Genomic DNA, 24,582 nt, shown 5'->3' with positions numbered 1-24,582 from the left:
CTCCAAAAAAATAAAATTTAAAATGTTATAAAATGTTCAAACAATTGTGAGTAATTACATAAAAATAAGGGTATAATATGATTGAATGTATAAAAGGAGTGTATCACATGAGACCAAAAACATTAAACTTTGAACAATTAGTAAAAGAAAATAAACAAGAATTGTTAAGAAATGAAAAGGAGGTAATGCAGCTTGAAATGCGGTTAGAAGCTAATCAAGCTGCAATGGTGGAGAAAAAACGGAATAAAGTATAATTTCATATTTAATACACAAAGCAAAAAGGAATGGGATGTACCCAATCCTTTTTTTACTTAAGATTAATCCTAACAGTATTCATAGTCTTTTAAACAGAACATTATTTTCTAAATGAACATGCTGGAATGTATCTTGTTCGATATCAGCCAAACGGGCATACGTAATTCGATAAGAATTACATGCATCTGTTGGTGGGGTAAAGTCTAAAGTGATTTCTCTTATGCTTTTTAATAGATTTCCTGCAGCTTCATGTTCTTCTTCTAAATCACCGTTTGCTTCATGAATTTGTGCTTTCAACTCTTCAGATGGATTTTTTTCGTATTCCTTAATTAAAGGAAATACTTCTGTTTCTTCTTTAATCATGTGCTCTTCCATTTCCATTCTAAATTCATTGTAGATTCGATAAAGCTGTTTAAGGTGAGGGTGTTTTGAACCGTGAACTCTAAATATTTTTGTCACAAATTCACCTAATGGTACAAGTTCATTTTTTAGATATGTGTGATGATTAGAGACAATGTGATCCACTAAGTCTGATAAGAGAATGGAATCCCAATCTACGAGTTCATGGTCTTCTTTATTCCATTGTTGGTATGCTATATTTAATTCAGACAGAATTTCTTCTTTATCCATTTTATCTTTTTGAAAAACCTCGCTTAATGGTTTGTCACCACCACAACAGAAATCAATCCGTCGTTCTTTGAAGAGGTCACTTGCCTTAGGAAAAATTTTTACTATTTCAGCTGGTGTATGCTCCACTGTAAATGTATGCATCTCATTTGCCTCCCATTCAGTAATGTAAGTAAAGGATAACTCAAACCTTACGATTATTCTGTGATGCAGGTCACTTAGGGCAAATAATGTCTATTGTCATTAGGAAGAAAGTTGTTGATTCGGTTTAGGTGCATAGAGTTGTATAAGAATCACTGCACTAATAATACAAGTCATACCAAACAATTGGATAATAGAGAAATGTTCTTGAAAAACAAAAATGCCTATCAGTGTAGCAACAACAGGTTCAACTGTAGTTAATATGGAAGCTTTTGATGCCTCAGTCTGTTGTAAACCATAAGTATAAATGATATATGCAAATGCAGTAGGGAGGAAGCCGAGCCCAAATGCATATAGAAGAACAAAAGGGTCTAGTAATAAATGAAACTTCTCTTTATATGGAAAAAAAGGCAATAAGCTTAAACCCGCAACAATAAAAGTAAATGTTGTAATTTGAAGGCTTGAGTATTTTTTTAATGCAAACTTGCTGAAAATACTATACATTGCATACCCTAATCCAGCCCCCAATCCGAATAAGATGCTGCTAATCTGTATTGAACCTAGATTTACAGGCAAGATTCCAACTACCAGACACGTCCCGATTAATGTAATAAACAAAGAAAGGATCTTAACTTTTGTTAAAGCTTCTTTAAAAATAAAGTATGACATAATAGTGACAAAAGCAGGACCAGTATACAATAGGGCAGTTGCGACAGGTATGGTAGATAATTCAATTGCAGTAAATAAGCAATAGTTAAAAAAAACAATACTTAAAACTCCCGTACCCACAAAATACTTAACATCACTAGTTTTGTGTAGTTTTAATTTATCTCGCGAAATAAGAAACAAGAAAATAACAAGTATTATGGCAGAAGTCCAAGCTCTTAAAGAAACGACCTCCATAGGGGTAAATCCGAATGTATATAAATGTTTGACGTACCATCCAATTGTTCCCCAGAGGGCTGCTCCTGTAATAATTAATAAGAATGCTTTATTCATTTCTTCTATCCTCCATTTCAATAAATTAATTATATCAGATTATTTTAAGTTTTTGATTAAATGGTATAAATATTATAGAAAGAGGAAAAAATGGAGCTATCCTATAGTATACAGAAGAGAGGATGAGATGAATGGGATCGAGGTATGTTTTATTAAATTTTGTTAAATGGACGCTTGTAGAGGGAGAAAATAATTTAATATATTATCTATTTTTATTTGTTGGTGCAATCATATGCTATAGTATAATAAAACCATTTATTCATATGGCTTTAGCATTACAAGCTGGAAAATTATTAAATTACACACTTAGCAGTTTAATAATTGTCATTCTCATTATGTTGTCAACTTCGTTCTTTGATCTACCGGCAGTGTCCGTTACTGGGTTATTAAGAGTAGGTCTTCAATGTTTAGCAGGCTTTGGTGCGTTACTACTGTGTTATCATATTTTTCAATTTTGGAAGAAGAAAATTTAGAGTTCAATTTAAAAGACTAGAAACACAGTATGGATAACTGTGCTTCTAGTCTCGATCGGTTACATTCATTTCTTTATCTATACGCTCCAACCAAGTAAAGACGGAATGGTATAGTTCGTTCGGTGACTTAATAGATTCTGGAGCTGCATCAATAATCTTTTGCTTCACATCAGGGGGGAGTTTTTCATATTTATCCTTCAAATTATGGGTTTCGTTTGCAAAACGGTGAAAGTCATATAAAAAATCATCTAATTCTACCATAACTCTACCTCCTTATATAGTTTATATATTTCCTGTTTTAGTTAGCTTCAAACATGTATAAGAAGGTAGTACCATTTTAAAACTAAAAATTTCGGTGTGGTTTTGTTGGTGGCCATTCCATTTTGCCTAAAGAGGAAGGTGTATAATAAGAAGAATAATGCTGCTGTTTCCTTCTTTCTTTCTTTTGAGGGGGCCGTTTCCAACCTATATATTGATAGATCTCTTTTTTAGCTTGGGATAATGGCATTTTGGCTTGTGGATTTCTAAAACCTCTATCAAGAGAGCCCAAATGTTCAAGCTGTTCAAAGTCCTGTTTGCTAGGAGGGATGTGAAAATAGTAATCTGCTACTTTTACAAGTAACGTGGAGTGTTGATTACTGAATTTCGGATGTTCAGAGAAATGAAGACCTATTTTCATTGCTATTTTTTCTTTAAGTAACTGATTTATTGCTTGTTTCTTAATCTCATACAAGTGTTTTGGCTGAGGAGCAGTTTTGGCATGTCGATTAATCGTATACAAAGCCTTTGCGATTGTATGTACTTGCTCTTTTTCCAACTTATTCATCCCCCTTTCATCTGATTACTAAAAGCTTGTCTTTATCCTATCGCAAAGTAAAGGTCAGCGCAAGAATAAAAATTAAAAGCGGGGAACCAAAAGCAACTATAATAATGCAACAAAACGAACGATTCAGACATGATCGTTCGGTTTGTTGCCACTATCAATAGCTTATTTTTAGTTGTATTTAAACTGACAAATGAGAATAAAACAAATGAAGCCCTAAATTAGCTTTCATTATTTAACGTGTAAACGTTAATTTCGGGTCTGCATAAGAAACGATATGGCAAACGTGTAGTACCTATTCCTCTGTTAACATATAATAAGAGTTTACCATTATTAATTTTGTATTCACCTTGTACATATTTTTCTGCATATGCAGGTGTATATAGATGACCGATGAACGGTAATCTTACTTGGCCTCCGTGACTGTGACCGGATAATTGTACATCGACAGGATGATTTGCCGTAATGTCTGCATAGTCAGGTTCGTGAGACAGCAGTATTGTGAATAAACTATTATTTGTATTGGCCAATGTTTTATCTAAATCAGGCTTTCCTAGCATTACATCATCAACACCAGCAAGAATAATCTCTTCCTTGTTACTTTTTACGACCGTATGACTATTTTTTAAGAGTTGGAAATCTGCTTGATTCATAATTTCCTTAAGCATGTCCGTACCATAACCACCATGATCGTGATTACCATACACCCAATACTTACCAAATTTCGCCTCTAATCTACGTAACAGGCTAATCAGCCGGCTGTCAGGGACATATTTATCTGGTTCGTCAATTAAGTCACCGGTAAATACAATTAGATCAGGACTTTCGTTGTTTATTTTGTTTACTAATTCTTCCAATTGGTTAAGTGTATAGTGAAAACCAAGATGTGTATCGGAAAACTGGATGATTTTAAATTTATTAAAAGCGGCTGTAATTTTGTCGGAATAGATTTCATGTTCGCTAATTGTTAACGTTTGTGGTTCTAACTCTTTTGCGTAATAGTAAGTGCCGCCTGTTAGGCCTAGAAGTGTAATAATACTCCCGAATGCTTTTTTTAAAAAAGTACGCCTATTCATGCCACTTCCAACCTTTCCTAAATACTAAGGATCTAGTATATCATTTTGTATTATCAATTATTATAAAGTTTAATTATCGTAATTATCAGTTTGTTTTTTGACTTTACTGCTTATTAATTATACTATTGTTAATAATAGCAGAGAAGGGGGATCTTATGGAAAATAAAGCCGTTGTAATCACTGGAAGTTCTAGTGGTATGGGTAAAGCAATGGCAGAACGTTTTGGGATTGAGGGAGCAAATGTAGTTTTAACTGGGAGAAACGAAGAAAAGTTAAGCACAACAAAAAAAGAATTGGAGTTAAAAGCACCCAAAGGAAGTTTTATACACATTCCAATAGATGTTAGGAGACCAGAAGATATTAAAAAAATGGTTGAAGCAACTGTTGATAACTTTGGTACTATTGATCATTTGGTAAATAATGCTGCTGGCAATTTTATCTGCCCCGCAGAAGAATTGTCAATAAATGGGTGGAATTCTGTTATTGATATAGTTTTAAATGGAACTTTCTATTGCAGTAAAGAAGTAGGGAAGTATTGGATTGATCAAAAAAGCAAGGTTCCATTTTGAACATGGTAGCTACATATGCCTGGAATGCAGGAGCGGGCGTAATTCATTCATCAGCAGCTAAGGCAGGCGTGTTAAATATGACCAGAACTCTAGCAGTAGAATGGGGAACAAAGTACGGGATCAGAGTAAATGCTATTGCACCAGGAGCTATTGAGCGAACTGGAGGAGCAGAAAAGCTCTTCGAATCGAAAAAAGCAATGGAGCGTACACTCCAGTCTATACCCATGGGAAGAACTGGCACTCCAGAGGAAATAGCAGAACTGGCTGCGTTTTTGTTATCTGAAAAAGCAGCTTATATTAATGGAGAAGTTATTACAATGGACGGCGGTCAATGGTTGAATAAATTTCCATTTTAAATCATTTATAAATAAGGGTAAATCATCCAAACAGTCACTTGGATGATTTACTTTTACAATAATGCAACTGTATAACTCTTCTACCTTTCTTGCATCTTATACGCGTATAGAACATATATATAATATAGAGGCTTTCAGTGAACTACAGTATAAAAGGCTTCACAATTTGCATACGGAGAATAATTAAAAACAGCTATCACATTCCATATGCTTGAAATTTTCTCCTTCGATTTGTATCGTACAATGGGATATATCAAAATTCTCCGTGATTAGCTCTGTAGCTTCTTTCAATAATTTATCTCTATCTACAGTTTCTTTCACAACAAGGTGGCAACTCATAGCCGGGAAATCGGAAGTTATAGACCATACGTGAAGGTCATGCACTTCTTGTACGCCACTAAATTCCTCTAATTTTTCATATAGCTTGTCAATATCGACACTGGAAGGTTTTCCTTCCATTAGCACATGGGCGGCATCTTTAGTTATTCTAACACCAGAAATAATTATAAGCGTAGCAACAACTGCACTAGCAATAGGGTCTGCGATATTCCAGTTAAATATTAATATGAGAATACCTGCAATTATAGCCCCGATTGACCCCAACAAATCGCCAAATACATGTAAAAGGGCACTTCTTATATTTAAATTTTCCTTAGAATCACCGCGCATTAGAATCCAAGCTACAACGATATTTACTATAAGGCCAATTATGGCAATAACCATCATACTTGCACTGACATTTGGCGGTACAAGAAAACGGTTATATGCTTCATAATATATATACAAGGATATGGCTATAAGTGTAATACCATTTACAAAAGCAGCGATAATTTCAAAACGTTTATAACCATACGTTTTTGAGTAAGATGCTGTTTTTTCACCGATTTTAAACGCTAAAAGACTAAAACCCAAAGCTGCTGCGTCACTAAGCATATGTCCCGCATCTGACAACAGTGCCAGACTGTTGGTAAGGAAACCACCTATAACTTCTACAACCATAAACCCAAAAATAATAATAAAACTCCAAAAAAGCGCAGTTTTATTATTTGTGTGATGTCCATGATCATGACTATGGTTATGTCCCAATTTGAAAACCTCCTGATTTATATATGTTTAGTGTGTTCAATTGCCTGTTCTACCAAATTCATAACATGATGATCGTCTAGTGAATAGTAATATCTGGTTTTTAATCGTCGATGTTTAACAAGAGATAACTGTTTTAAATATTTTAATTGATGCGATATGGTTGACTGGTTCATTTGCAGTTTGTCGGCAATTTCCGTAACAGACTGTTCTCCCGAAAATAATAAATGCAGTATTTTTATACGTGTAGGATCAGACAGTGCTTTAAATGTCTGTGTAACTTCATGAATTAATTGATCCTCAAGCGGATGGTATATTGGCATTATTTAACTCCTTTAATATATGGTCATATGCACATATATTAAAACACACCTCGTGATTTTTCAACTTTTATCTCTTCTATGGTAAACTAAGAATGAGTTACACAGACAAAAAATGGATATACCGAAATGGGTATTACGTGTGTAAAGGGGCGTTTGAATTGAGTATGATACAAGATCAAAGAAATATGCAATTAACTGAAGTTTTAGTAGGAGATTTAATGATTTCTTCAGAAAAAGTTGCACATGTCCAAGTAAATAATCCGTTAGAACATGCATTATTAGTTTTAGTTAAATCGGGATATTCGGCTGTTCCCGTGTTGGACTCCACTTATAAATTAGTAGGTACAATAGGTAAAACGATCATCTTAAATCAAATCTTAGGATTAGAAAGATTTGAATTCGAAAAGTTATCTGCAATGCGAGTACAAGAAGTATTGAATGAAGATATTCCCTGTTTAACAAAGGAAGCGACGTTGATGGAAGGATTAAATGCTGTCATTAATCATCCTTTTGTCTGTGTCGCAGATAAGGAAGGGTATTTTGATGGTATTCTTACTCGAAGAGCAATACTAAAACAGGTAAAGAAAAATATATATACTTCTAAATTTGAATAAGTAAATTTTGAAATCCTTGCTTTAACTTGCAAGGATTTCTATCAATTTAATATTTAATACAATGATTGGTTAATAATTGCGACTCTACTTTTAGTTTGCTAAAGTAGTACATATTAAAATACGAGGAGGAAACAATCTTGAATATGATGGATGCAAATGAAATTATCAGCTTTATTTCTAATAGTAAAAAAAGCACGCCGGTAAAGGTACATATAAAGGGAGAAAACGTTGGCGCCATAGACTTTGGTCAAAACGTTCAAGCCTTTGTGGAGAGTAAAAGTGGTGTGTTATTTGGTGAGTGGAAAGAAATATCTACAATCCTTGATGAAAATAAAGATAGTATTAGTGATTATGTGGTAGAAAATGACCGAAGAAACTCTGCTATTCCATTGCTTGATCTAAAAGGAATTAATGCCCGTATTGAACCAGGCGCTGTTATCCGTGACCAGGTCGAGATCGGAGATGGCTGTGTTATTATGATGGGGGCCATGATTAATATCGGTTCAGTTATTGGTGAAGGCACAATGATCGATATGAATGCTGTTTTAGGCGGACGAGCTACTGTTGGAAAGAACTGCCATATAGGAGCTGGCACGGTTTTGGCAGGAGTTATTGAACCACCATCTGCCAAGCCTGTAGTTATTGAAGATGATGTAGTTATTGGAGCAAATGTAGTAGTACTTGAAGGGGTTACAATCGGAAAAGGAGCAATTGTAGCTGCAGGAGCTATTGTTACAAAAGATGTTGCACCAAACACTTTGGTTGCAGGAACACCAGCAAAAGTGTTAAAAGAGATAGATGAAAATACAAAAACAAAAACAGAAATTAAACAAGAACTTCGTAAACTGGATGATTAAGTAGGCTATAAACATGAAACTTTCCGAACTGCAAAAAATAAGAAGAGACCTTCATCAGATTCCAGAATTAGGGTTTCAGGAAAATAAAACTCAAAGATATTTATTAGATAAAATAGACGCAATGGCCACAGAAAATGTAACAGTTAAAAGATGGAAAACAGGTATTCTAGTAAAAGTAAATGGTTTCTCACCTGATAAAATGATTGGCTTCCGATGTGATATAGACGGTTTGCCAATTACGGAGAAAACAGACTTTACATTTAGCTCTACACACGATGGTAAGATGCATGCATGTGGACATGATTTTCATATGACTATTGCTTTGGGAGCATTGCAAACTATTATAGATCAACCGATAAAAGATGACATGTTGTTTATTTTTCAACCAGCTGAGGAAGGACCTGGTGGAGCGTTACCGATGATGAATTCCAATGAATTTCTAAAATGGAAGCCGGATGTAATTTTTGCGTTACATATAGCTCCAGAACTGCCAGTCGGCACGGTATCCAGTAAACAAGGTTTGCTATTTGCTAATACGAGTGAATTATTTATTGATTTTAAAGGGAAGGGTGGTCATGCCGCCTATCCTCATTTAACAAATGATATGACTGTCGCTGCAAGCAATTTTGTCGTGCAATTACAACAGATAGTTTCCAGAGCAATTAATCCATTGGAAAGTGCTGTTGTAACCATTGGAAAAATGGAAAGTGGTTTTGTGCAGAACGCCATTGCTGAAACAGCTAGGCTGGAAGGTACCATTCGGACACTGAATCCAGAAACAATTCAAATTGTTAAGGATAGAATTGAAAATATGGCTAAAGGTTTTGAAGTAAGCTCTGATTGTACTATTGAAATTGATTATGGCTCTAACTATTATCAAGTTTTCAATCAGAAGAAATACGTAGATATCTTTAACAAAACCATGGAAGCATCAGGTATTCATTATAAAGAGGCAAATGCAGCAATGACTGGCGAGGATTTTGGCTATATGTTAAAAGAAATTCCTGGATTTATGTTTTGGCTTGGCGTAGATTCCTCTTATGGGTTACATCATGCTAAGCTTAATCCAGATGAAAGAGCAATAGAAGTAGGCGTAAAGTCTGTAAGTGCCATGATTCAATCTCTCTCTTTGTAGTCACTGAATATCTTTATGATTAATGAAGAAACTATATATGAATATTCATATATAGGAGGAGATTGAATGGCACGTATAGGTGTAGAAGAAACATTAACGGATGTTAAAGAAGCGTTGATGGAAATGGGACATGAAGTTATTACGCTAAGAAATAGTGATGATGCAGCATATTGTGATTGTTGTGTGATTTCCGGTCAAGATAAAGACGTGATGGGCATGTCAACTACCAGTATAGCAGGTTCAGTTATTAACGCACAGGGACACACGGCTGATGCGATAACACAAATGGTAAATGACAAGCTTCAGTAAAAGGAGAAGGCTTTCTTTCTTAGAGGAAAGCCTTTCTTTCATTCTAGGATAAATACCTGATTGATTAACCACATATGAGCAAACTATTATGATCTTATGCAAAGTAGTTTATTCTAGATTGGAACAACAAATGGTTAGATGTAATTGAGAATAATGAAGGCTTGATTGGCTATGTGTTGTGACAAATGTATGACTTTGTCAGATTATGAAGCCTATTAGTTGAACTTATAAAGAAGATTACTTATAATTAACACTTGATAATAGTTATTATTAATGGAGGGATTTTTCATGGCAGAAAGAATGGTAGGAAAACAAGCACCACGTTTTGAAATGGATGCAGTTATGCCTAACAAGGAATTTGGTAAAGTTAGTTTAGAGGAAAATATGAAAAACGATAAGTGGACTGTTCTATTCTTCTATCCAATGGATTTCACTTTCGTATGTCCAACAGAAATTACTGCAATGTCTGATAGATACGATGAATTTGAAGATTTGGATGCTGAAGTAATCGGTGTTTCCACTGATACAATTCATACACACAAAGCATGGATTAACACTTCCCGTGATGAGAACGGATTAGGTGAGCTTCAATATCCATTAGCTGCTGACACAAACCATGCAGTTTCTCAGGACTATGGCGTTCTTATTGAAGATGAAGGGGTTGCACTTCGTGGCCTATTCATCATTAACCCTGAAGGAGAACTTCAATATCAAACTGTATTCCATAACAATATTGGTCGTGATGTGGATGAAACATTACGTGTGCTTCAAGCACTTCAAACAGGTGGACTTTGCCCTGCAAACTGGAAGCCTGGTCAAGAAACACTTTAAGTTTATGTAACACTTTATATGTTAAAGCATATAAATTTTAAATGATAAAGGAGCTGGTTTGGGAAGAAGATTTCTTACAAATGAAAGAAACTCTCTTTATCTCAACCAGCTTCTTTTACTCTGATCAGCAGGAGGTTTTTAAATGAAGTTAAGAGATCAAATGCCCGAATTAGAAGGCGCAACGGAATGGTTTAATAGTAATCCGATTAAAAAAAATGAGTTAATCGGCAACAAACCAACACTTATCCACTTTTGGTCAGTGAGCTGTGGTTTGTGTAAAGAGGCAATGCCAAATGTGAATGAATTCCGTGATGAATATAAAGATAAGTTAAATGTGATTGCTGTCCACATGCCACGCTCCGAAAAAGATTTAGATTTGGATGACGTTAAGGCAGTAGCAAAAGAACATGATATAACCCAGCCAATCTTTGTGGATAACCAACACAAGCTTACAGATGCATTCGAAAATCAATATGTACCTGCATATTATGTTTTTGATGAAGAAGGAAAGCTTAGACACTTCCAGGCTGGCGGCGGTGGTATGAAAATGCTCCGAAAAAGAGTTAACCGTGTGTTAGGGATTAAATAAATTTTCGAGAAAAAACCTTTGCCTATGCAGGCAAAGGTTTTTTTATTCCTTAAATAGAAATAAAAAAATTTAAAAAATTAAATAAAAACAGTGGAAATTTATTTCGGAAACCGTTATATTAGTTATTATGGAAACATTCGCAAAGGAGGAATAAACTGATTTGGATACTTTTAAAAAACTTAAACAATTTTTATTGGCCTTTTAAGAAGTACTTTTTAACGTCACTAATTTTTTTAATACTGGTTACTTCGATTACTGTAGTATACCCAATTATATTGCAGCAAACGATTGATAATGTAGTGTTAAAAGACCAATATGAATTAATTCCTATTATAGCTGGTTTATTTATTATCCTTATGGCCGTAAAAGGGGTCGCTACATACTTTCATCAATATCTTGGCGATTTATTCGGAATTATATCTGTTTATAAACTTAGGAATAGGCTTTATGAAAAGTTGCAAGTTTTATCTTTTAAATATTACGATAATGCAAAAACAGGAGACCTTATGTCAAGGCTGACCGCGGACGTAGATGGGTTTCGTTTTTTTCTGTCCATGGGGTTTTCAGAATTAATTCGTATCACGTTACTTATTCTTTTCAGTCTTAGTGTTATGTTTTATTATTCCATACCACTGGCCCTAGTGACGATGGCTGCTATGCCGTTCTTAACGATCGTTGTTTTCCGCTTTGATAAGCGAGTACATCCTGCTTTTCGAAAAATAAGGAAGTCATTTGGAAGGCTTAATACTCGAGTACAAGAAAATATCAGTGGCATGAATACAGTAAAGTCTTTGTCAAGAGAAAGTTTTGAGATAGATCGTTTTTCAACAAACAATGATAATTACAGGAAGAACTATTTGGATACTGCTAAAATTTGGGCAAAGTACTTTCCGTTAATGGAACTAATTGGAGATATTTGTGCAGTTGCTCTGTTAGCATTTGGAGGGTACCTTGTAATTACTGGAGATCTTGCTTTAGGGGAATTGGTAGCCTTTTTTAGTTTAGTCTGGTATATTCTCGGTCCCTTAATGAATCTGGGTTTTGTGATTAACCAATTCTCGCAAGCGAAAGCTTCTGGAGAAAGGTTGCTTGAGATATTGGAAGCAAAGGAAGATATTGTAGAGAAAGAAGATGCTATCGATACTTCGATTACCGGGCATGTGACATTTAATAACGTATCTTTAACATATGTGGAAAACGATGATACGGCATTAAAAAATATCTCATTTGATGCGCCTCCTGGGAAAGTTATTGGTTTAATTGGAGCAACTGGTGCAGGTAAAACGAGTATAACACAGTTGATCACTAGATTTTATGAGCCTGAAAAAGGTGAAGTTCTTGTTGATGGTAAGCCTGTTGCGGATTATACATTAAAATCATTACGCAAGGCAATCGGATTTGTATTACAAGAACCATTTCTATTTTCTACTACTATCCGAGAGAATATAGCATACGGAACTCCAGGTATTTCGGAGAGTCAAATTATTGATGCTGCAAAGCGTGCTCAAGCACATGAATTTATTATGGAAATGCCAGAGGGATATGACACCTTGTTAGGAGAAAGAGGAATGGGATTATCCGGGGGGCAAAAACAGCGAATTGCTATTGCGAGGGCGATTTGTATTAATCCAAGTATACTCATCTTAGATGATGCGACTTCAGCAGTAGACATGGAAACAGAATTCAAAATACAGCAGGCATTAAAAGAGGTGATGAAAGAACGAACCTCATTCATAATCGCTCACCGTATTTCCTCATTAAAGCACGCGGATGAAATAATAGTCTTAGAAGATGGCGAAATAGTCGAACGAGGGACTCATGAAACGCTTGTGAATAATAAAGGAACATATCAGCGAATATACGAGATCCAATATCAGGATCGGGAAGAAATCATGTCGGCGACTAATTAAATATAAAGGAGGTTGTATATTTCCATGAGCACGAAAGAGAAGAAAATAAGCCCACATCTTAAAAGGTTTCATTATACCGTAGATTTAGCAATAGAAAAGCCTTTTAATTGGAAGCAACTATGGCGCTTGCTTGTTTACTTGAAGCCTTATTCAAAAACGTACTTACCTGGGGCTATAATAGCGATGCTGGTATCAACTGCTGTCAGGTTAATTGTCCCGATTCTAATTGGTAAGGTTGCTATTGACATAGCGATAAAAAATAGTGATACGACGATGCTCACATACTTGGTAATTGGAATAGCTATCTTATATATATTAAGCTATATAGGTAATACATTTCGGATAAAATGGGTAAATATACTAGGTCAAAATGTTATTTATGACTTGCGACATCATTTATTTTCCCATGTGCAGCGTTTATCACATCGTTTCTTTGATACACGCTCAGCAGGATCCATTTTAGTGAGAATAATGAATGATATTAACTCATTACAAGAACTATTTACCAATGGAATAATTAATTTGTTAATGGATGTAGTAATGTTAACAGGTATTATTGTAATTCTCTTTGTACTAAGTCCTAAGCTAGCGATAGCTATTATGGTGGTTATCCCACTGATGTTCTATATTTCCACTAAACTAAGAAGAAACATTCGAAAATCCTGGCAGCAAGTGCGTATTCAGCAATCTCGGATGAATTCTCATTTGAATGAAGGACTACAAGGAGTTAGGATCACCCAATCCTTTTCCCAAGAGGAAGAAAATGCAGAATTCTTTAATGGTTTAAATTGGGATAACTTTAATAGCTGGCGCGAAGCCACGAAGAAGAGCGCAATGTTTCGCCCATTTGTAGAAATGAGTAATGCGCTAGGTACGGTGATTCTGATTTCTTATGGAGCACATCTAATAATACTTGGGCCAGCAAATGGAGGTATTGAAATTGGTACATTTGTAACTTTCGCTTTCTTTCTGGGAATGTTCTGGGAACCAATTTCTCGATTGGGTCAAATGTATAATCAATTGTTAATGGCGATGGCTGCATCTGAAAGAATATTTGAATTCTTGGATGAACAACCTAATGTGAAAGAAAAAGAAAACGCCCATCGGTTTAAAACAATGGAAGGTACTATTGAGTTTGATAAAGTAAGATTTGCTTATAATGAAAAACGAATTGCTCTCCATGATATATCCTTAGAAATTAAGAAAGGCCAAACGGTTGCACTTGTTGGCCATACTGGTAGTGGTAAGTCCACAATTGCGAATTTGATCAGTCGTTTTTATGATCCCACCCAAGGGCAGGTGAAGATTGATGGGTATGATCTACAGGATGTCAATGTAAACAGTCTACGACAAAAAATCAGCGTAGTGTTACAGGATACGTTCATTTTTTCTGGGACGATAATGGAAAATATTCGCTTTGGTCAACCAAATGCTTCAAATGAAGACGTGATCGAGGCGGCCAAGGTAGTAGGCGCAGATGGGTTTATACAACGGTTGGCTAATGGTTATTATACAGAGGTAGAAGAAAGAGGAAATATCTTATCTGCTGGAGAAAGACAATTATTATCTTTTGCACGTGCATTATTAGCTGACCCTAGTATTCTAATTTTGGATGAAGCTACTGCCAGTATTGATACTGAAACAGAAGTGAAAATACAACAGGCGCTGGCAAAACTACTTAAGGGTAGAACAGCAATAATAATTGCCCATAGACTATCAACGATCCGGGAAGCAGACACAATATTTGTATTGGAAAACGGAAAGATACTTGAAAGAGGTAGTCATTCAGATTTAATGAAGAAGCAAGGGGAGTATTTTGGTCTAGTGAAATCTCAATTCCAGATGTTGGATGCAATATAGGTTAAAATTCATTTTAAGGAGCAGCAGACAGTTGCTCCTTTTTGCGTTTCTCATGTATGATAGACCTATCATACATATTAATGGAGGAAGCAGGATGAAACGAGACTTTGCGGTAATTGGATTAGGCCGGTTTGGTGGTAGTATTTGTCGCGAATTAAGTATGGAAGGCATGGAAGTCTTGGCAATTGATAATGACGAAGATAAAGTGAATGAATATAAGAACATTGCTTCACACGCCGTGATTGCAGATTCAACAGATGAAGTTTCACTAAAAGAATTGGGTATTAAAAATATTGATCATGTTATTGTAGCGATTGGAGATAATATTCAGGCTAGTATTTTAACGACTGTTATTCTTACAGATCTTGGAATCAAAAAAATAACAGTTAAGGCTCAAAATGATTATCACGAAAAAATATTGAATAAAATTGGTGCTGATCATGTTGTGCATCCAGAAAGAGATATGGGAAAGAGAATTGCCCACAATATTATTTCAAATAATATACTGGATTACCTGGAACTTTCTGATGACCACAGTATTGTGGAAGTGAAAGCTGGTAATAAAATGGTTGGGAAAACTCTTATTGACTTGGATATCCGTGCCAATTACGGTTGTAACGTTGTTGCTATAAAACAAGGAAAGGAAATCAATGTATCGCCAAGTGCTGAGGATGTTTTAAAAGAAGATGATGTGCTTATTGTTATTGGTGCTGATAAAGACATATCTCGTTTTGAAAAACACTTGGTAATCGATGATTAATTATACATAAGTTAACAAACCCTTTTTCTTATCGAAGAGAGGGTTTTTTTATATGTAATTAAGGTAATAGAACATAGTAGACGTTATATTAGATTTAAGGAAAGGATGCATTCTAATGCAGAAGAGAACAGGTGAAATAGTAACAGATCTACTACAAGAATGGGATATTAACCATATTTATGGGATGCCAGGCGATTCCATTAATGAGCTAATCGATGACTTACGAAAAGAAGAAAAAAATATTAATTTCATTCAAATTCGTCATGAAGAAGTAGGTGCATTAGCTGCTAGTTCTTATGCAAAGCTCACAGGCAATATTGGTGTTTGTCTTTCGATAGCAGGACCTGGTGCTGTGCACTTGTTAAATGGGTTGTATGACGCTAAATTAGACGGAGTACCTGTATTGGCTCTCGTAGGTCAAGTTACAAATGAACAAGTAGGTACAAACGCATTTCAAGAAATAAATCTTGCTAGGATGTTCGATGACGTAGCTGTATTTAATGAACAAGCAACTTCTTCAGAACAACTGCCTGACTTATTAAATATGGCAATCCGTACGGCTTATGCTAAGAAAGGACCTGCTGTATTAGTTGTCCCTGACAATCTATTTGCAGAGCAACATAAGCTGGATAAACCACTAACTGCTCCAACCTATAAAGAACCATTAGTACAGCCTGATCAACAAGCAATATCAAAAGCAGCAGAACTAATTAATCAATCAGAGAAACCAATTATACTCGCAGGAAGGGGAGTAAAGGGAGCAAGTAAAGAATTGCTCCAATTTGCTGAGAAAATTAAATCTCCTATAGTACTAAGTCTTCTGGGAAAAGGAGTAATCCCCGATCATCACGAATTAAATCTTGGACAACATGGTCAAATAGGAACAAAGCCTGCATTTGAAGCTATGATGGAAAGTGATTTATTAATTTTAGTTGGCACCACCTTTCCATATAGAGACTTTTTACCAGATAATGCGAAGGCAATCCAAATTGAAATGGATCCAGGGAAATTGGGAGACTTTTATCCAATTAATGAGGGTCTTGTAGGGGATTGCAATCGAATCCTTCCCCAGCTTCAATTATTGGTTGAGGAGCATGATGAGCGTTCATATCTGCAAAAATACCAGAAAAAAATGAAAGCTTGGCATACACACATTCTTAAAACAAAAAAAGAACAACATGAGCCACTTCAGGCTCCACAAGTGATGTATGCATTAGAAGATGTAGTTAAAAAGGATGCCATTGTTGCAGTTGACGTAGGCAATGTAACAGTCTGGACAGTACGCTATTTTCCATTCGTTAACCAACAGTTCCTTATTTCTGGTAGGTTGGCAACAATGGGGGCAGGTTTACCAGGGGCGATTGCTTCACAAGTTGCTTATCCTGATAAGCAGGTTGTTGCTATTTGTGGAGATGGAGGCTTCACCATGGTAATGCATGATTTTGTCACTGCAGTAAAATATAATTTACCTATCAAAGTAATTATATTAAATAATAGCAAAATAGGAATGATTAAATATGAACAGCAAGAGATGGGGCATATAAATTACAATACTGAACTTGGAGAAATGGACTTTGCTGCTTTTGCAGAAGCGTGCGGCGGAGAAGGGTATCGAATTACTGCAGGTGATGATATAAATACAAAAATGCAACAGGCATTTCTTTCAGACAGACCAGCAATTATTGATGTAGAAATTGAGAATATTGCTCCTTTACCGGGTAAAATCACCTATAATCAGGCAGTAAACTATAGTCAGTTTATGATAAAAAACTTTTTTCAAAATAAGAAAGTGGAATTCCCTGACATAAACCAGGTGATTCAGCGATTATAATAGCTCAAATTTTAAGTGATACCCAAACGTTAGAGCCGCATAAAAAGACACGAACATCAATTTGTTCGTGTCTTTTTCTATATTTATACTTCCATTATGATTGGTAATACCATTGGTCGACGCTTAGTTCTCTCATATAAGAAAGGAGCGATTGTATCCGTAATCTCATTTTTGATCTCTGACCATTGTGTCGTTTTTCTTTCCATCACTTTATTCAAATGTTTAGCAACAAGTTTCTGTGCTTCATTAATTAAGTCCTCAGATTCTCGCATATATACGAAGCCACGAGATATAATATCAGGCCCTGATGCAATTTTAAATTCTTTCATATTAATACTAACTACTACAATAACCAGACCTTCTTCAGATAATATTCTTCGATCTCGTAACACGATGTTTCCTATATCGCCAATGCCGCTTCCATCTACATAAACGGAACCGGAAGGGATTTTCCCTGCAATAGCCGCACTATCTTTACCCAGTGCTAAAACATCTCCATTGTCCATAACAAAGGATTGTGATGGGTCTACATCACAAGCAGCGGCAAGTTTAATATGCTCTTTAAGCATTCTGTATTCCCCGTGTATTGGTAAGAAATATTTCGGCTTAATTAGTCTGAGCATTAACTTTTGTTCTTCCTGGCTTCCGTGACCAGATGTATGGATGTTGCTTAGTTTGCCATGAATAACATCTGCGCCTGCACGATACAATTTATTAATTGTTCTACCAACACTTACTGTATTCCCAGGGATTGGTGAAGAGGAAAATACAACGGTGTCTCCAGGGATAATCTGAATTTGTCTATGTGTCCCGTTCGCAATTCGAGAAAGGGCAGCCATTGGTTCCCCTTGAGAACCAGTACATAAAATTGTTACCTCCTGGGCTGGAAAACGATTAATTTGATTCGCTTCAATGAACGTATCTTTAGGAGCTTGGATATAACCTAGTTCTTGTCCAAGATTAATTGCTGATTCCATGCTACGACCAAAGACAGCTACTTTTCGATTATGTTTGACAGCAGCTTCTACTACTTGTTGTAACCGATATATATTAGAGGCAAAGGTAGCAAAGATCAATCTTCCATCTACTCTACTGAATATATCATTTATACTATCGCCAACAACTCGTTCGGACATGGTAAAGCCCGGAACTTCACTATTGGTACTATCTGAAAGTAAGCAAAGTACGCCTTCTTTGCCTATTTCTGCCATTTTGGTTAGATTAGCGGGCTCTCCTACAGGGGTGAAGTCGAATTTAAAATCACCAGTGTGTACAATGTTACCGGGAGGGGTTTTAACTACAATACCAAATGAATCAGGAATACTATGAGTTGTCCTGAAGAAACTAACGGATGTTTTACGGAATTTAATAATATCGTCTTCTTTAATTGGGTTTAATTTCGCATTTCTTAATAAACCATGTTCCTCAAGTTTATTACGAATTAAGCCGAGTGCGAGTTTACCGGCATATATAGGCACATTAATTTCACGGAGAAGATAGGGGATCCCCCCAATATGGTCTTCATGTCCGTGAGTTACAAACAATCCTTTTATTTTATCTTGGTTTTGCACCAAATAGGTATAATCAGGGATGACATAATCAATTCCCAATAGTTCATCTTCTGGGAATTTGATACCGGCATCAATTAGAATAATCTCATCCTGAAATTGAACACCATACGTGTTTTTACCAATTTCTCCGAGACCTCCAAGTGCAAATACTGCTGCTTGATCATTTTTTACAAACTTCATTGTCTATACATTCTCCAATTTAAAATCTTCGGATTGCTTTTCATATTCCAGATGTGCCTGATCCAGTTCATGAACATACTCAATATTATAATTACGATCACTTAATTTAGACCGAACTTCCCGCACAGACTCGGCTTCTACATAGGTACTTAATGTTCTTTCACGAACAGGTATTTCACCAGGTAATTCCTGATATAAAACTTTAAAAATCATCTCATCTCTCCTATCAATTTTCCATTTCTATTTTATTATAAAAATTACATATAGCTATTTATCCGTTATTATTAATATTGTTAGTTAATTCCGTACTCCCACTTTAACAACTTTCCCCTTAGCGATTGGTACTCTTATTGGCAGTCTTTCTCACAAGTTGTAGGTACTCGTCCTTGGCCTAAAAAATCTTTCCAACGTTTCTTTAGCTTTTCTTTTAGGCGTTTTAACATGGGGACATACAGCTCCTTTCATATATTAAGAAAAGCAGCAAAACATTCTACCGTCCAATCCCTCTTATTTATAGTATAGTATGATTTAAGGAATTTTGAAATAAAAATACATTATTTATAGAAATATTTTTTTTGCATCGTATACTGAACTTTAGTTAAATCATTGTTATACTTATTTTTTTACAGAGAGTAGATTCTTATACATTATTTAAAAAGGAGTTAATAATTATGAAAAAAATTGTCTTTTTTGATATAGATGGGACACTTTTGAATCACGATAAAGAGATTCCCACGTCGACGAAGCTAGCTATTGATGAATTAAAAAGAAATGATGTTTATGTCGCCATTGCTACGGGAAGGGCTCCCTTTATGTTTGCTTCGCTAAGGGAAGAGCTCGGTGTTGATACTTTTGTCAGCTTTAATGGTCAATATGTCATGTTCGAAGGAAAGGTTATATATGAAAACCCTCTGGGGCAAAAAGAATTAACAATGCTTTATGAGCAAGCATCCACCAAAAACTTCCCAATGGTCTTTATGAATGAGAAAGAAATGAAAGCTTCTGAAAAGGAACATCCTTTTATCAGTAAAAGTCTTGGTAGTTTAAAACATGATTATCCGGAGGTTGACCTTACATTTAAGGATAAACATAAAATATACCAGGCATTATTATTTTGTGAGGAAAACGAAGAAGTTCCATTTATTCCAAAAGATGATGCTTTTCACTTTATTCGCTGGCATGATTACTCATGTGACGTTTTGCCTGGGGGAGGCTCCAAAGCAGTCGGAGTAAAAAAAATTGTGGAAGCAAGTGGATTAAAACTCGAGAACTCTCTTGCTTTTGGAGACGGGCTTAATGATATCGAGATGATAAAGGAAGTAGGTACCGGCGTGTCCATGGGAAATGGTGTACCTCCTCTTAAAAAAGTTGCAGATTATGTAACGGATGAAGTAGATCAAAACGGGATATACAACGGGTTAAAACATTTAGGGCTTATCTAAGAAGGATTTACAAAAGAACAAAGCGAAGCTATTTTGATATCGAAATAGCTTCGCTTTACATTTGTTTAGAGAACTATATAATTTAGAACCTATCGGTAATGTCCGTATTTTGGATATTTCTATTCAACTGGTTTAGCATTATCAGGAACTAAAAAAGGGTTCTCTTTATTAATATGATCATAAAACATGATCCCATTAAGATGGTCGATTTCATGCTGTACCACGATGGCAGCATAACCTTTTAACCTCAATTTAATTGGGTTGTTTTCATTATCAATTGCTTTTACAGTAATTCTGGTATTACGAGGGACATAACCTTCCACATTTCGGTCAACAGACAAGCAACCTTCTCCTGATGATAGGTAAGATTTTTCTACTGAATGGCTAACTATTTTCGGATTTGCAAGACCATAGCTGTATTGCTTTCCTGCTGGGTCTTCAAAATGAACAGCAATTAAGCGTTTGTTAATCCCTAATTGTGGAGCGGCTAACCCTACTCCGGCACGTAAGTTATATTTAGCAGCTATTTCTTCATCTTGGCTGTTTTTTAAAAATGTAAGCATATCATTTAATAGTGTTTTATTTTCTTTATTTAAGGGTGTTTCTACATTTTCAGCTACCGTTCTCAATGAGGTATGCCCTTCACGCACAATGTCTTTCATCGTTATCATTTCTTGCCACTCCCATTTCTTTTCATTTGAACTTGTTTCCTATTTTATCATAACATGTCCTTATTAATCATAGATTTTAAATAGAACCATCTATCATTTTAATTAGACAGGCTATTACTTATTCTATGTTATACTAAAAAAACAACCAGGATTTTTAGGAGGTACTATGGAATGAAACGTTTACAAACAATAGGCTTTATCCTTGTTATATGCTTGATTTTATTAACTTCTTGCAGTGGAAAGAGTACAGAAGAAAAAATCCACAGTCAATTGGAAGAAGCAGTGAATAAGGAAGAAGTTTTTGAAGAACAACAAGAACCAATTACAGATTTAGAAAAGAAAGAACAGGAATTATATAATCAGATTATTGATTTGAGTATGGATGATTTTGATAAAATTAAAAATTTGTCAGAGAAAGCTATAAATGTAATTAATGAGCGCTCAGATAAAATTGCATCTGAAAAAGACAGTATGGAATCTTCAAAAGAAGCATTTAAACAAGCGGAAGAGCTTATTAGTAAATTGAAGGATTCTAAATTAAAGAAAAAAGGTCAAGAATTAGTTAAAGTAATGAATAAACGGTATGATGCCTACTCTAAACTAAATAAAGCATATAATACGTCCTTAAAGTTGGAAAAAGAAATGTACAACATGTTGCAGAAGGAAGATATTGAGCAAAAAAAATTAACTAATAAAATAGAGAGTATTAATCAAAGTTACGAAAAAGTATTAAACAATAACAAAAAGTTCAATGAATACACTGTTGAATATAATGCAATCAAAAAAGACTTTTATAAATTGGCAGAGATGGATGTTAACTACGAGGATAATCCTGCTGGAGATGATTCAGCTGAGTAAGAAAAATTTTAAAGATTGGAACTGTATCTTAACAAAGATGCAGTTTTTTTGTTGTATTAGTACAGTTTGTGCGAAACTATATAACAGAGAATAGACCTTTCGGTAAGTGTTTTTCTAATTAAATTAGCAAGAAGCCAAAGTGTTTGACCAAAGATATTATGTAAGATAGGATGGGTATAGGTATTTATTGTACTAATTAATTTCCCTTGATTTATGTAACAGTTTGGATTATCTTAGAAGATGATTAGAATAAATCAAGAAAGGGTACAAGAATAAGTAGGAGTTATGCAGTTTTTTTGTAGTTTTGGGAAGGATAGAAAAGATTACAATTATTAAGCTATAAGGAAAGGAAGAGGTGAACTATTTTGAAACACGTATTGGAAAGTGTTGAAAGTCAGTTCGAAATGTTCCAGATTCTTAATGAAAATGGAGAAATAATTAATAAAGATGATATGCCTGATCTGTCTGATGAGGATTTAAAAGAACTCATGCGTAGAATGGTATATACTCGTATATTGGATCAACGGTCTATTGCTTTAAACCGTCAAGGCCGCTTAGGATTTTATGCTCCTACTGCAGGTCAGGAAGCTTCTCAGCTTGGAAGTCAGTTTGCGTTGGAAAAAGAAGACTTTATTCTTCCAGGTTATCGTGATGTGCCACAATTGATTTGGCATGGTTTACCACTATATCAAGCATTCCTTTTTTCAAGAGGTCACTTCCATGGGAATCAAATGCCTGAAGGTGTAAATGCATTGAGTCCACAAATTATCATAGGTGCTCAATATGTACAAACAGCAGGTGTAGCACTCGGAATGAAAAAACGTGGTAAAAAATCTGTAGCAGTTACCTATACTGGAGATGGTGGGACATCTCAAGGGGACTTCTACGAGGGAATAAACTTTGCTGGAGCTTACAAAGCGCCTGCACTATTCTTTGTTCAAAATAACTATTTTGCTATTTCTGTACCTGTTGAAAAACAAACAAATGCCAAGACGCTTGCGCAAAAATCAGTTGCAGCGGGTATCGAAGGTATTCAAGTAGATGGAATGGATGTTCTTGCAGTATATGCAGTCACAAAGCATGCTCGTGAGCGAGCAATTAACGGTGAAGGTCCAATGCTTATCGAAACACTTACTTATCGTTACGGTCCACACACAATGGCTGGTGACGATCCAACCCGTTATCGTACAGAAGACTTGGATAATGAATGGGAAAAGAAAGATCCGCTAGTTCGTTTCCGTACCTTCTTAGAAAGCAAAGATTTATGGTCAGAAGAGGAAGAAAATAAGGTTATTGAACAAGCGAAAGATGATATTAAAAAGGCTATAAAGAAGGCCGATGAATATCCAAAACAGAAAGTTACTGATCTTATCGGCAATATGTTTGAAGAACTTCCAGTAAACTTGCAGGAGCAAATGGAAGAATACAAAGAAAAGGAGTCGAAGTAAATCATGGCACAAATGACAATGATTCAAGCAATAACTGACGCAATGCGCACTGAATTAAAAAATGATGAAAATGTGTTGGTTTTTGGAGAAGACGTTGGCCAAAATGGTGGCGTGTTCCGTGCGACAGAAGGGCTACAAGATGAATTCGGAGAAGAACGTGTATTTGACACTCCTCTAGCCGAATCAGGCATTGGTGGTCTTTCCATTGGTCTGGCATTACAAGGATATCGACCAGTGCCGGAAATTCAATTCTTCGGCTTTGTGTATGAAGTAATGGACTCCATTAGTGGACAAATGGCTAGAATGAGATATCGTTCTGGTGGAACACACACTCAACCAATTACCATCCGTTCACCATTTGGTGGAGGAGTTCATACTCCAGAGCTTCACGCAGACTCATTGGAAGGGTTGATTGCTCAGCAACCTGGGATTAAAGTTGTTATCCCTTCAACACCTTATGATGCAAAAGGACTTTTAATTTCATCTATCAGAGATAATGACCCTGTTCTTTTCTTAGAGCATATGAAATTATATCGTTCCTTCCGTGGAGAAGTACCAGAAGAAGAATATACAGTCGATTTAAGTAAAGCTGATATTAAAAGAGAAGGTAAAGATGTAACATTAATAGCCTATGGAGCAATGGTCCACGCTTCTTTAAAAGCAGCAGAAGAGATGGAAAAAGACGGAATTGATGCGGAAGTAGTTGACCTACGTACTGTATCTCCAATTGATATTGATACCATAATCGAATCTGTAAAGAAGACAAACCGTGTAGTAGTTGTACAAGAAGCTCAACGTCAAGCTGGAATAGCTGCAAACATAGTAGCTGAAGTACAGGAAAGAGCTATTTTACATTTGGAAGCACCAGTACTTCGTGTAACTGCACCTGATACTGTTTATTCTTTTTCCGCTGCAGAGGAAGTATGGCTACCAAACCACAAGGACATTATAGAAAAAGTAAATCAAGTAATGAACTTTTAATAAAAAGAAC

At 35.5% G+C, this 24,582-nt stretch carries 25 protein-coding genes and 2 pseudogenes; 17 read left to right on the top strand and 10 right to left on the bottom strand.

What is annotated here, in order from left to right; all coding sequences use genetic code 11:
• The first annotated feature begins 107 nt into the window (after nucleotides 1-107).
• Entirely contained in the window at nucleotides 108-254 is a 147-nt protein-coding gene (locus X953_RS19550; RefSeq protein WP_084715683.1) for an FbpB family small basic protein, read from the top strand.
• A 79-nt stretch (nucleotides 255-333) separates the two neighbouring features.
• On the opposite strand, the gene ric is transcribed toward X953_RS19550, so the two are convergent.
• Together ric and X953_RS12130 are read right to left on the bottom strand one after the other, a co-directional pair.
• Nucleotides 334-1,026: an iron-sulfur cluster repair di-iron protein gene (ric, locus tag X953_RS12135; RefSeq protein WP_040955817.1), complete on the bottom strand. Its 693-nt coding sequence runs from the start codon at nucleotides 1,024-1,026 to the stop codon at nucleotides 334-336.
• Nucleotides 1,027-1,125: 99 nt separating this feature from the next.
• Nucleotides 1,126-2,022, bottom strand: coding sequence for a DMT family transporter (locus X953_RS12130; RefSeq protein WP_040955816.1), 897 nt, complete (start codon nucleotides 2,020-2,022; stop codon nucleotides 1,126-1,128).
• 131 nt (nucleotides 2,023-2,153) lie between these two features.
• Here X953_RS12130 and X953_RS12125 point away from each other — a divergent pair, with 131 nt between their 5' ends.
• Nucleotides 2,154-2,495: a hypothetical protein gene (locus tag X953_RS12125; RefSeq protein WP_040955815.1), complete on the top strand. Its 342-nt coding sequence runs from the start codon at nucleotides 2,154-2,156 to the stop codon at nucleotides 2,493-2,495.
• Nucleotides 2,496-2,540: 45 nt separating this feature from the next.
• Here the strand turns inward: X953_RS12125 and X953_RS12120 are convergent, their stop codons facing one another.
• The 3 genes from X953_RS12120 to X953_RS12110 form a co-directional block, all read right to left on the bottom strand.
• Nucleotides 2,541-2,756 carry a hypothetical protein gene (locus tag X953_RS12120; RefSeq protein WP_040955814.1) on the bottom strand — a complete coding sequence of 72 codons (216 nt, stop codon included), beginning with the start codon at nucleotides 2,754-2,756 and terminating at the stop codon, nucleotides 2,541-2,543.
• Between the two features lie 82 nt (nucleotides 2,757-2,838).
• On the bottom strand, nucleotides 2,839-3,321 hold the full coding sequence (locus X953_RS12115) for a YkyB family protein (RefSeq protein ID WP_040955813.1): 483 nt from the start codon (nucleotides 3,319-3,321) through the stop codon (nucleotides 2,839-2,841).
• Between the two features lie 218 nt (nucleotides 3,322-3,539).
• Nucleotides 3,540-4,394 carry a metallophosphoesterase gene (locus X953_RS12110; protein WP_040955812.1) on the bottom strand — a complete coding sequence of 285 codons (855 nt, stop codon included), beginning with the start codon at nucleotides 4,392-4,394 and terminating at the stop codon, nucleotides 3,540-3,542.
• Nucleotides 4,395-4,549: 155 nt separating this feature from the next.
• On the opposite strand from X953_RS12110, the pseudogene fadH reads away from it, so the two are divergent.
• Nucleotides 4,550-5,319, top strand: a pseudogene (gene fadH / locus X953_RS12105) (2,4-dienoyl-CoA reductase).
• Between the two features lie 183 nt (nucleotides 5,320-5,502).
• On the opposite strand, the gene X953_RS12100 reads toward fadH, so the two are convergent.
• Both X953_RS12100 and X953_RS12095 read right to left on the bottom strand, forming a co-directional pair.
• Entirely contained in the window at nucleotides 5,503-6,405 is a 903-nt protein-coding gene (locus X953_RS12100; RefSeq protein WP_040955811.1) for a cation diffusion facilitator family transporter, read from the bottom strand.
• Between the two features lie 17 nt (nucleotides 6,406-6,422).
• The gene (locus X953_RS12095; RefSeq protein ID WP_040955810.1) at nucleotides 6,423-6,725 is read right to left on the bottom strand and encodes a helix-turn-helix transcriptional regulator; all 303 of its coding nucleotides are present in this window, start codon (nucleotides 6,723-6,725) and stop codon (nucleotides 6,423-6,425) included.
• A 158-nt stretch (nucleotides 6,726-6,883) separates the two neighbouring features.
• Between X953_RS12095 and cbpB the strand changes: the two genes are divergently transcribed.
• From cbpB to X953_RS12045, 10 genes and pseudogenes are all read left to right on the top strand, one after another.
• A complete protein-coding gene (gene cbpB, locus X953_RS12090) occupies nucleotides 6,884-7,339 on the top strand; it encodes a cyclic-di-AMP-binding protein CbpB (protein WP_040955809.1) in 456 nt (151 codons plus the stop codon).
• A gap of 137 nt (nucleotides 7,340-7,476) precedes the next feature.
• Nucleotides 7,477-8,196: a 2,3,4,5-tetrahydropyridine-2,6-dicarboxylate N-acetyltransferase gene (dapD, locus tag X953_RS12085; protein ID WP_040955808.1), complete on the top strand. Its 720-nt coding sequence runs from the start codon at nucleotides 7,477-7,479 to the stop codon at nucleotides 8,194-8,196.
• Nucleotides 8,197-8,209: 13 nt separating this feature from the next.
• Entirely contained in the window at nucleotides 8,210-9,331 is a 1,122-nt protein-coding gene (locus X953_RS12080; protein ID WP_040955807.1) for an N-acetyldiaminopimelate deacetylase, read from the top strand.
• Nucleotides 9,332-9,397: 66 nt separating this feature from the next.
• Entirely contained in the window at nucleotides 9,398-9,640 is a 243-nt protein-coding gene (locus X953_RS12075) for a YkuS family protein (RefSeq protein WP_040955806.1), read from the top strand.
• 288 nt (nucleotides 9,641-9,928) lie between these two features.
• Complete coding sequence (locus X953_RS12070) at nucleotides 9,929-10,471, top strand: peroxiredoxin (protein WP_040955805.1); 543 nt, start codon at nucleotides 9,929-9,931, stop codon at nucleotides 10,469-10,471.
• Nucleotides 10,472-10,613: 142 nt separating this feature from the next.
• Entirely contained in the window at nucleotides 10,614-11,060 is a 447-nt protein-coding gene (locus X953_RS12065) for a redoxin domain-containing protein (RefSeq protein ID WP_040955804.1), read from the top strand.
• A gap of 160 nt (nucleotides 11,061-11,220) precedes the next feature.
• Nucleotides 11,221-12,970: pseudogene (locus X953_RS12060) on the top strand (ABC transporter ATP-binding protein).
• A 24-nt stretch (nucleotides 12,971-12,994) separates the two neighbouring features.
• Complete coding sequence (locus X953_RS12055) at nucleotides 12,995-14,830, top strand: ABC transporter ATP-binding protein (RefSeq protein ID WP_040955803.1); 1,836 nt, start codon at nucleotides 12,995-12,997, stop codon at nucleotides 14,828-14,830.
• Nucleotides 14,831-14,924: 94 nt separating this feature from the next.
• Nucleotides 14,925-15,590 carry a TrkA family potassium uptake protein gene (locus X953_RS12050; protein ID WP_040955802.1) on the top strand — a complete coding sequence of 222 codons (666 nt, stop codon included), beginning with the start codon at nucleotides 14,925-14,927 and terminating at the stop codon, nucleotides 15,588-15,590.
• 115 nt (nucleotides 15,591-15,705) lie between these two features.
• Nucleotides 15,706-17,421 carry a pyruvate oxidase gene (locus X953_RS12045; RefSeq protein WP_040955801.1) on the top strand — a complete coding sequence of 572 codons (1,716 nt, stop codon included), beginning with the start codon at nucleotides 15,706-15,708 and terminating at the stop codon, nucleotides 17,419-17,421.
• An 83-nt stretch (nucleotides 17,422-17,504) separates the two neighbouring features.
• Here X953_RS12045 and rnjA read toward each other — a convergent pair whose 3' ends face one another.
• Both rnjA and X953_RS12035 read right to left on the bottom strand, forming a co-directional pair.
• Complete coding sequence (rnjA, locus tag X953_RS12040) at nucleotides 17,505-19,172, bottom strand: ribonuclease J1 (RefSeq protein WP_040955800.1); 1,668 nt, start codon at nucleotides 19,170-19,172, stop codon at nucleotides 17,505-17,507.
• Nucleotides 19,173-19,175: 3 nt separating this feature from the next.
• Entirely contained in the window at nucleotides 19,176-19,385 is a 210-nt protein-coding gene (locus tag X953_RS12035; protein ID WP_040955799.1) for a DNA-dependent RNA polymerase subunit epsilon, read from the bottom strand.
• 458 nt (nucleotides 19,386-19,843) lie between these two features.
• Here X953_RS12035 and X953_RS12030 point away from each other — a divergent pair, with 458 nt between their 5' ends.
• Entirely contained in the window at nucleotides 19,844-20,614 is a 771-nt protein-coding gene (locus X953_RS12030) for a Cof-type HAD-IIB family hydrolase (RefSeq protein WP_040955798.1), read from the top strand.
• 119 nt (nucleotides 20,615-20,733) lie between these two features.
• Here X953_RS12030 and def read toward each other — a convergent pair whose 3' ends face one another.
• Nucleotides 20,734-21,285, bottom strand: a complete 552-nt coding sequence (gene def / locus X953_RS12025) for a peptide deformylase (RefSeq protein WP_040955797.1) — start codon at nucleotides 21,283-21,285, stop codon at nucleotides 20,734-20,736.
• A gap of 171 nt (nucleotides 21,286-21,456) precedes the next feature.
• Here def and X953_RS12020 point away from each other — a divergent pair, with 171 nt between their 5' ends.
• The 3 genes from X953_RS12020 (at nucleotide 21,457) to X953_RS12010 (ending at nucleotide 24,572) form a co-directional block, all read left to right on the top strand.
• Nucleotides 21,457-22,143 carry a YkyA family protein gene (locus X953_RS12020; RefSeq protein ID WP_040955796.1) on the top strand — a complete coding sequence of 229 codons (687 nt, stop codon included), beginning with the start codon at nucleotides 21,457-21,459 and terminating at the stop codon, nucleotides 22,141-22,143.
• 404 nt (nucleotides 22,144-22,547) lie between these two features.
• Nucleotides 22,548-23,591 carry a pyruvate dehydrogenase (acetyl-transferring) E1 component subunit alpha gene (pdhA, locus tag X953_RS12015; protein WP_232217855.1) on the top strand — a complete coding sequence of 348 codons (1,044 nt, stop codon included), beginning with the start codon at nucleotides 22,548-22,550 and terminating at the stop codon, nucleotides 23,589-23,591.
• Between the two features lie 3 nt (nucleotides 23,592-23,594).
• The gene (locus X953_RS12010; RefSeq protein ID WP_040955794.1) at nucleotides 23,595-24,572 is read left to right on the top strand and encodes an alpha-ketoacid dehydrogenase subunit beta; all 978 of its coding nucleotides are present in this window, start codon (nucleotides 23,595-23,597) and stop codon (nucleotides 24,570-24,572) included.
• The last annotated feature ends 10 nt before the right edge of the window (nucleotides 24,573-24,582 follow it).

The organism is Virgibacillus sp. SK37 (assembly GCF_000725285.1).
In the GTDB taxonomy this organism is placed as follows: Bacteria; Bacillota; Bacilli; order Bacillales; family Amphibacillaceae; genus Virgibacillus_Q.
Note: the sequence above shows the minus strand (reverse complement) of the source record. Positions and strands in the feature narration are given on the sequence as shown.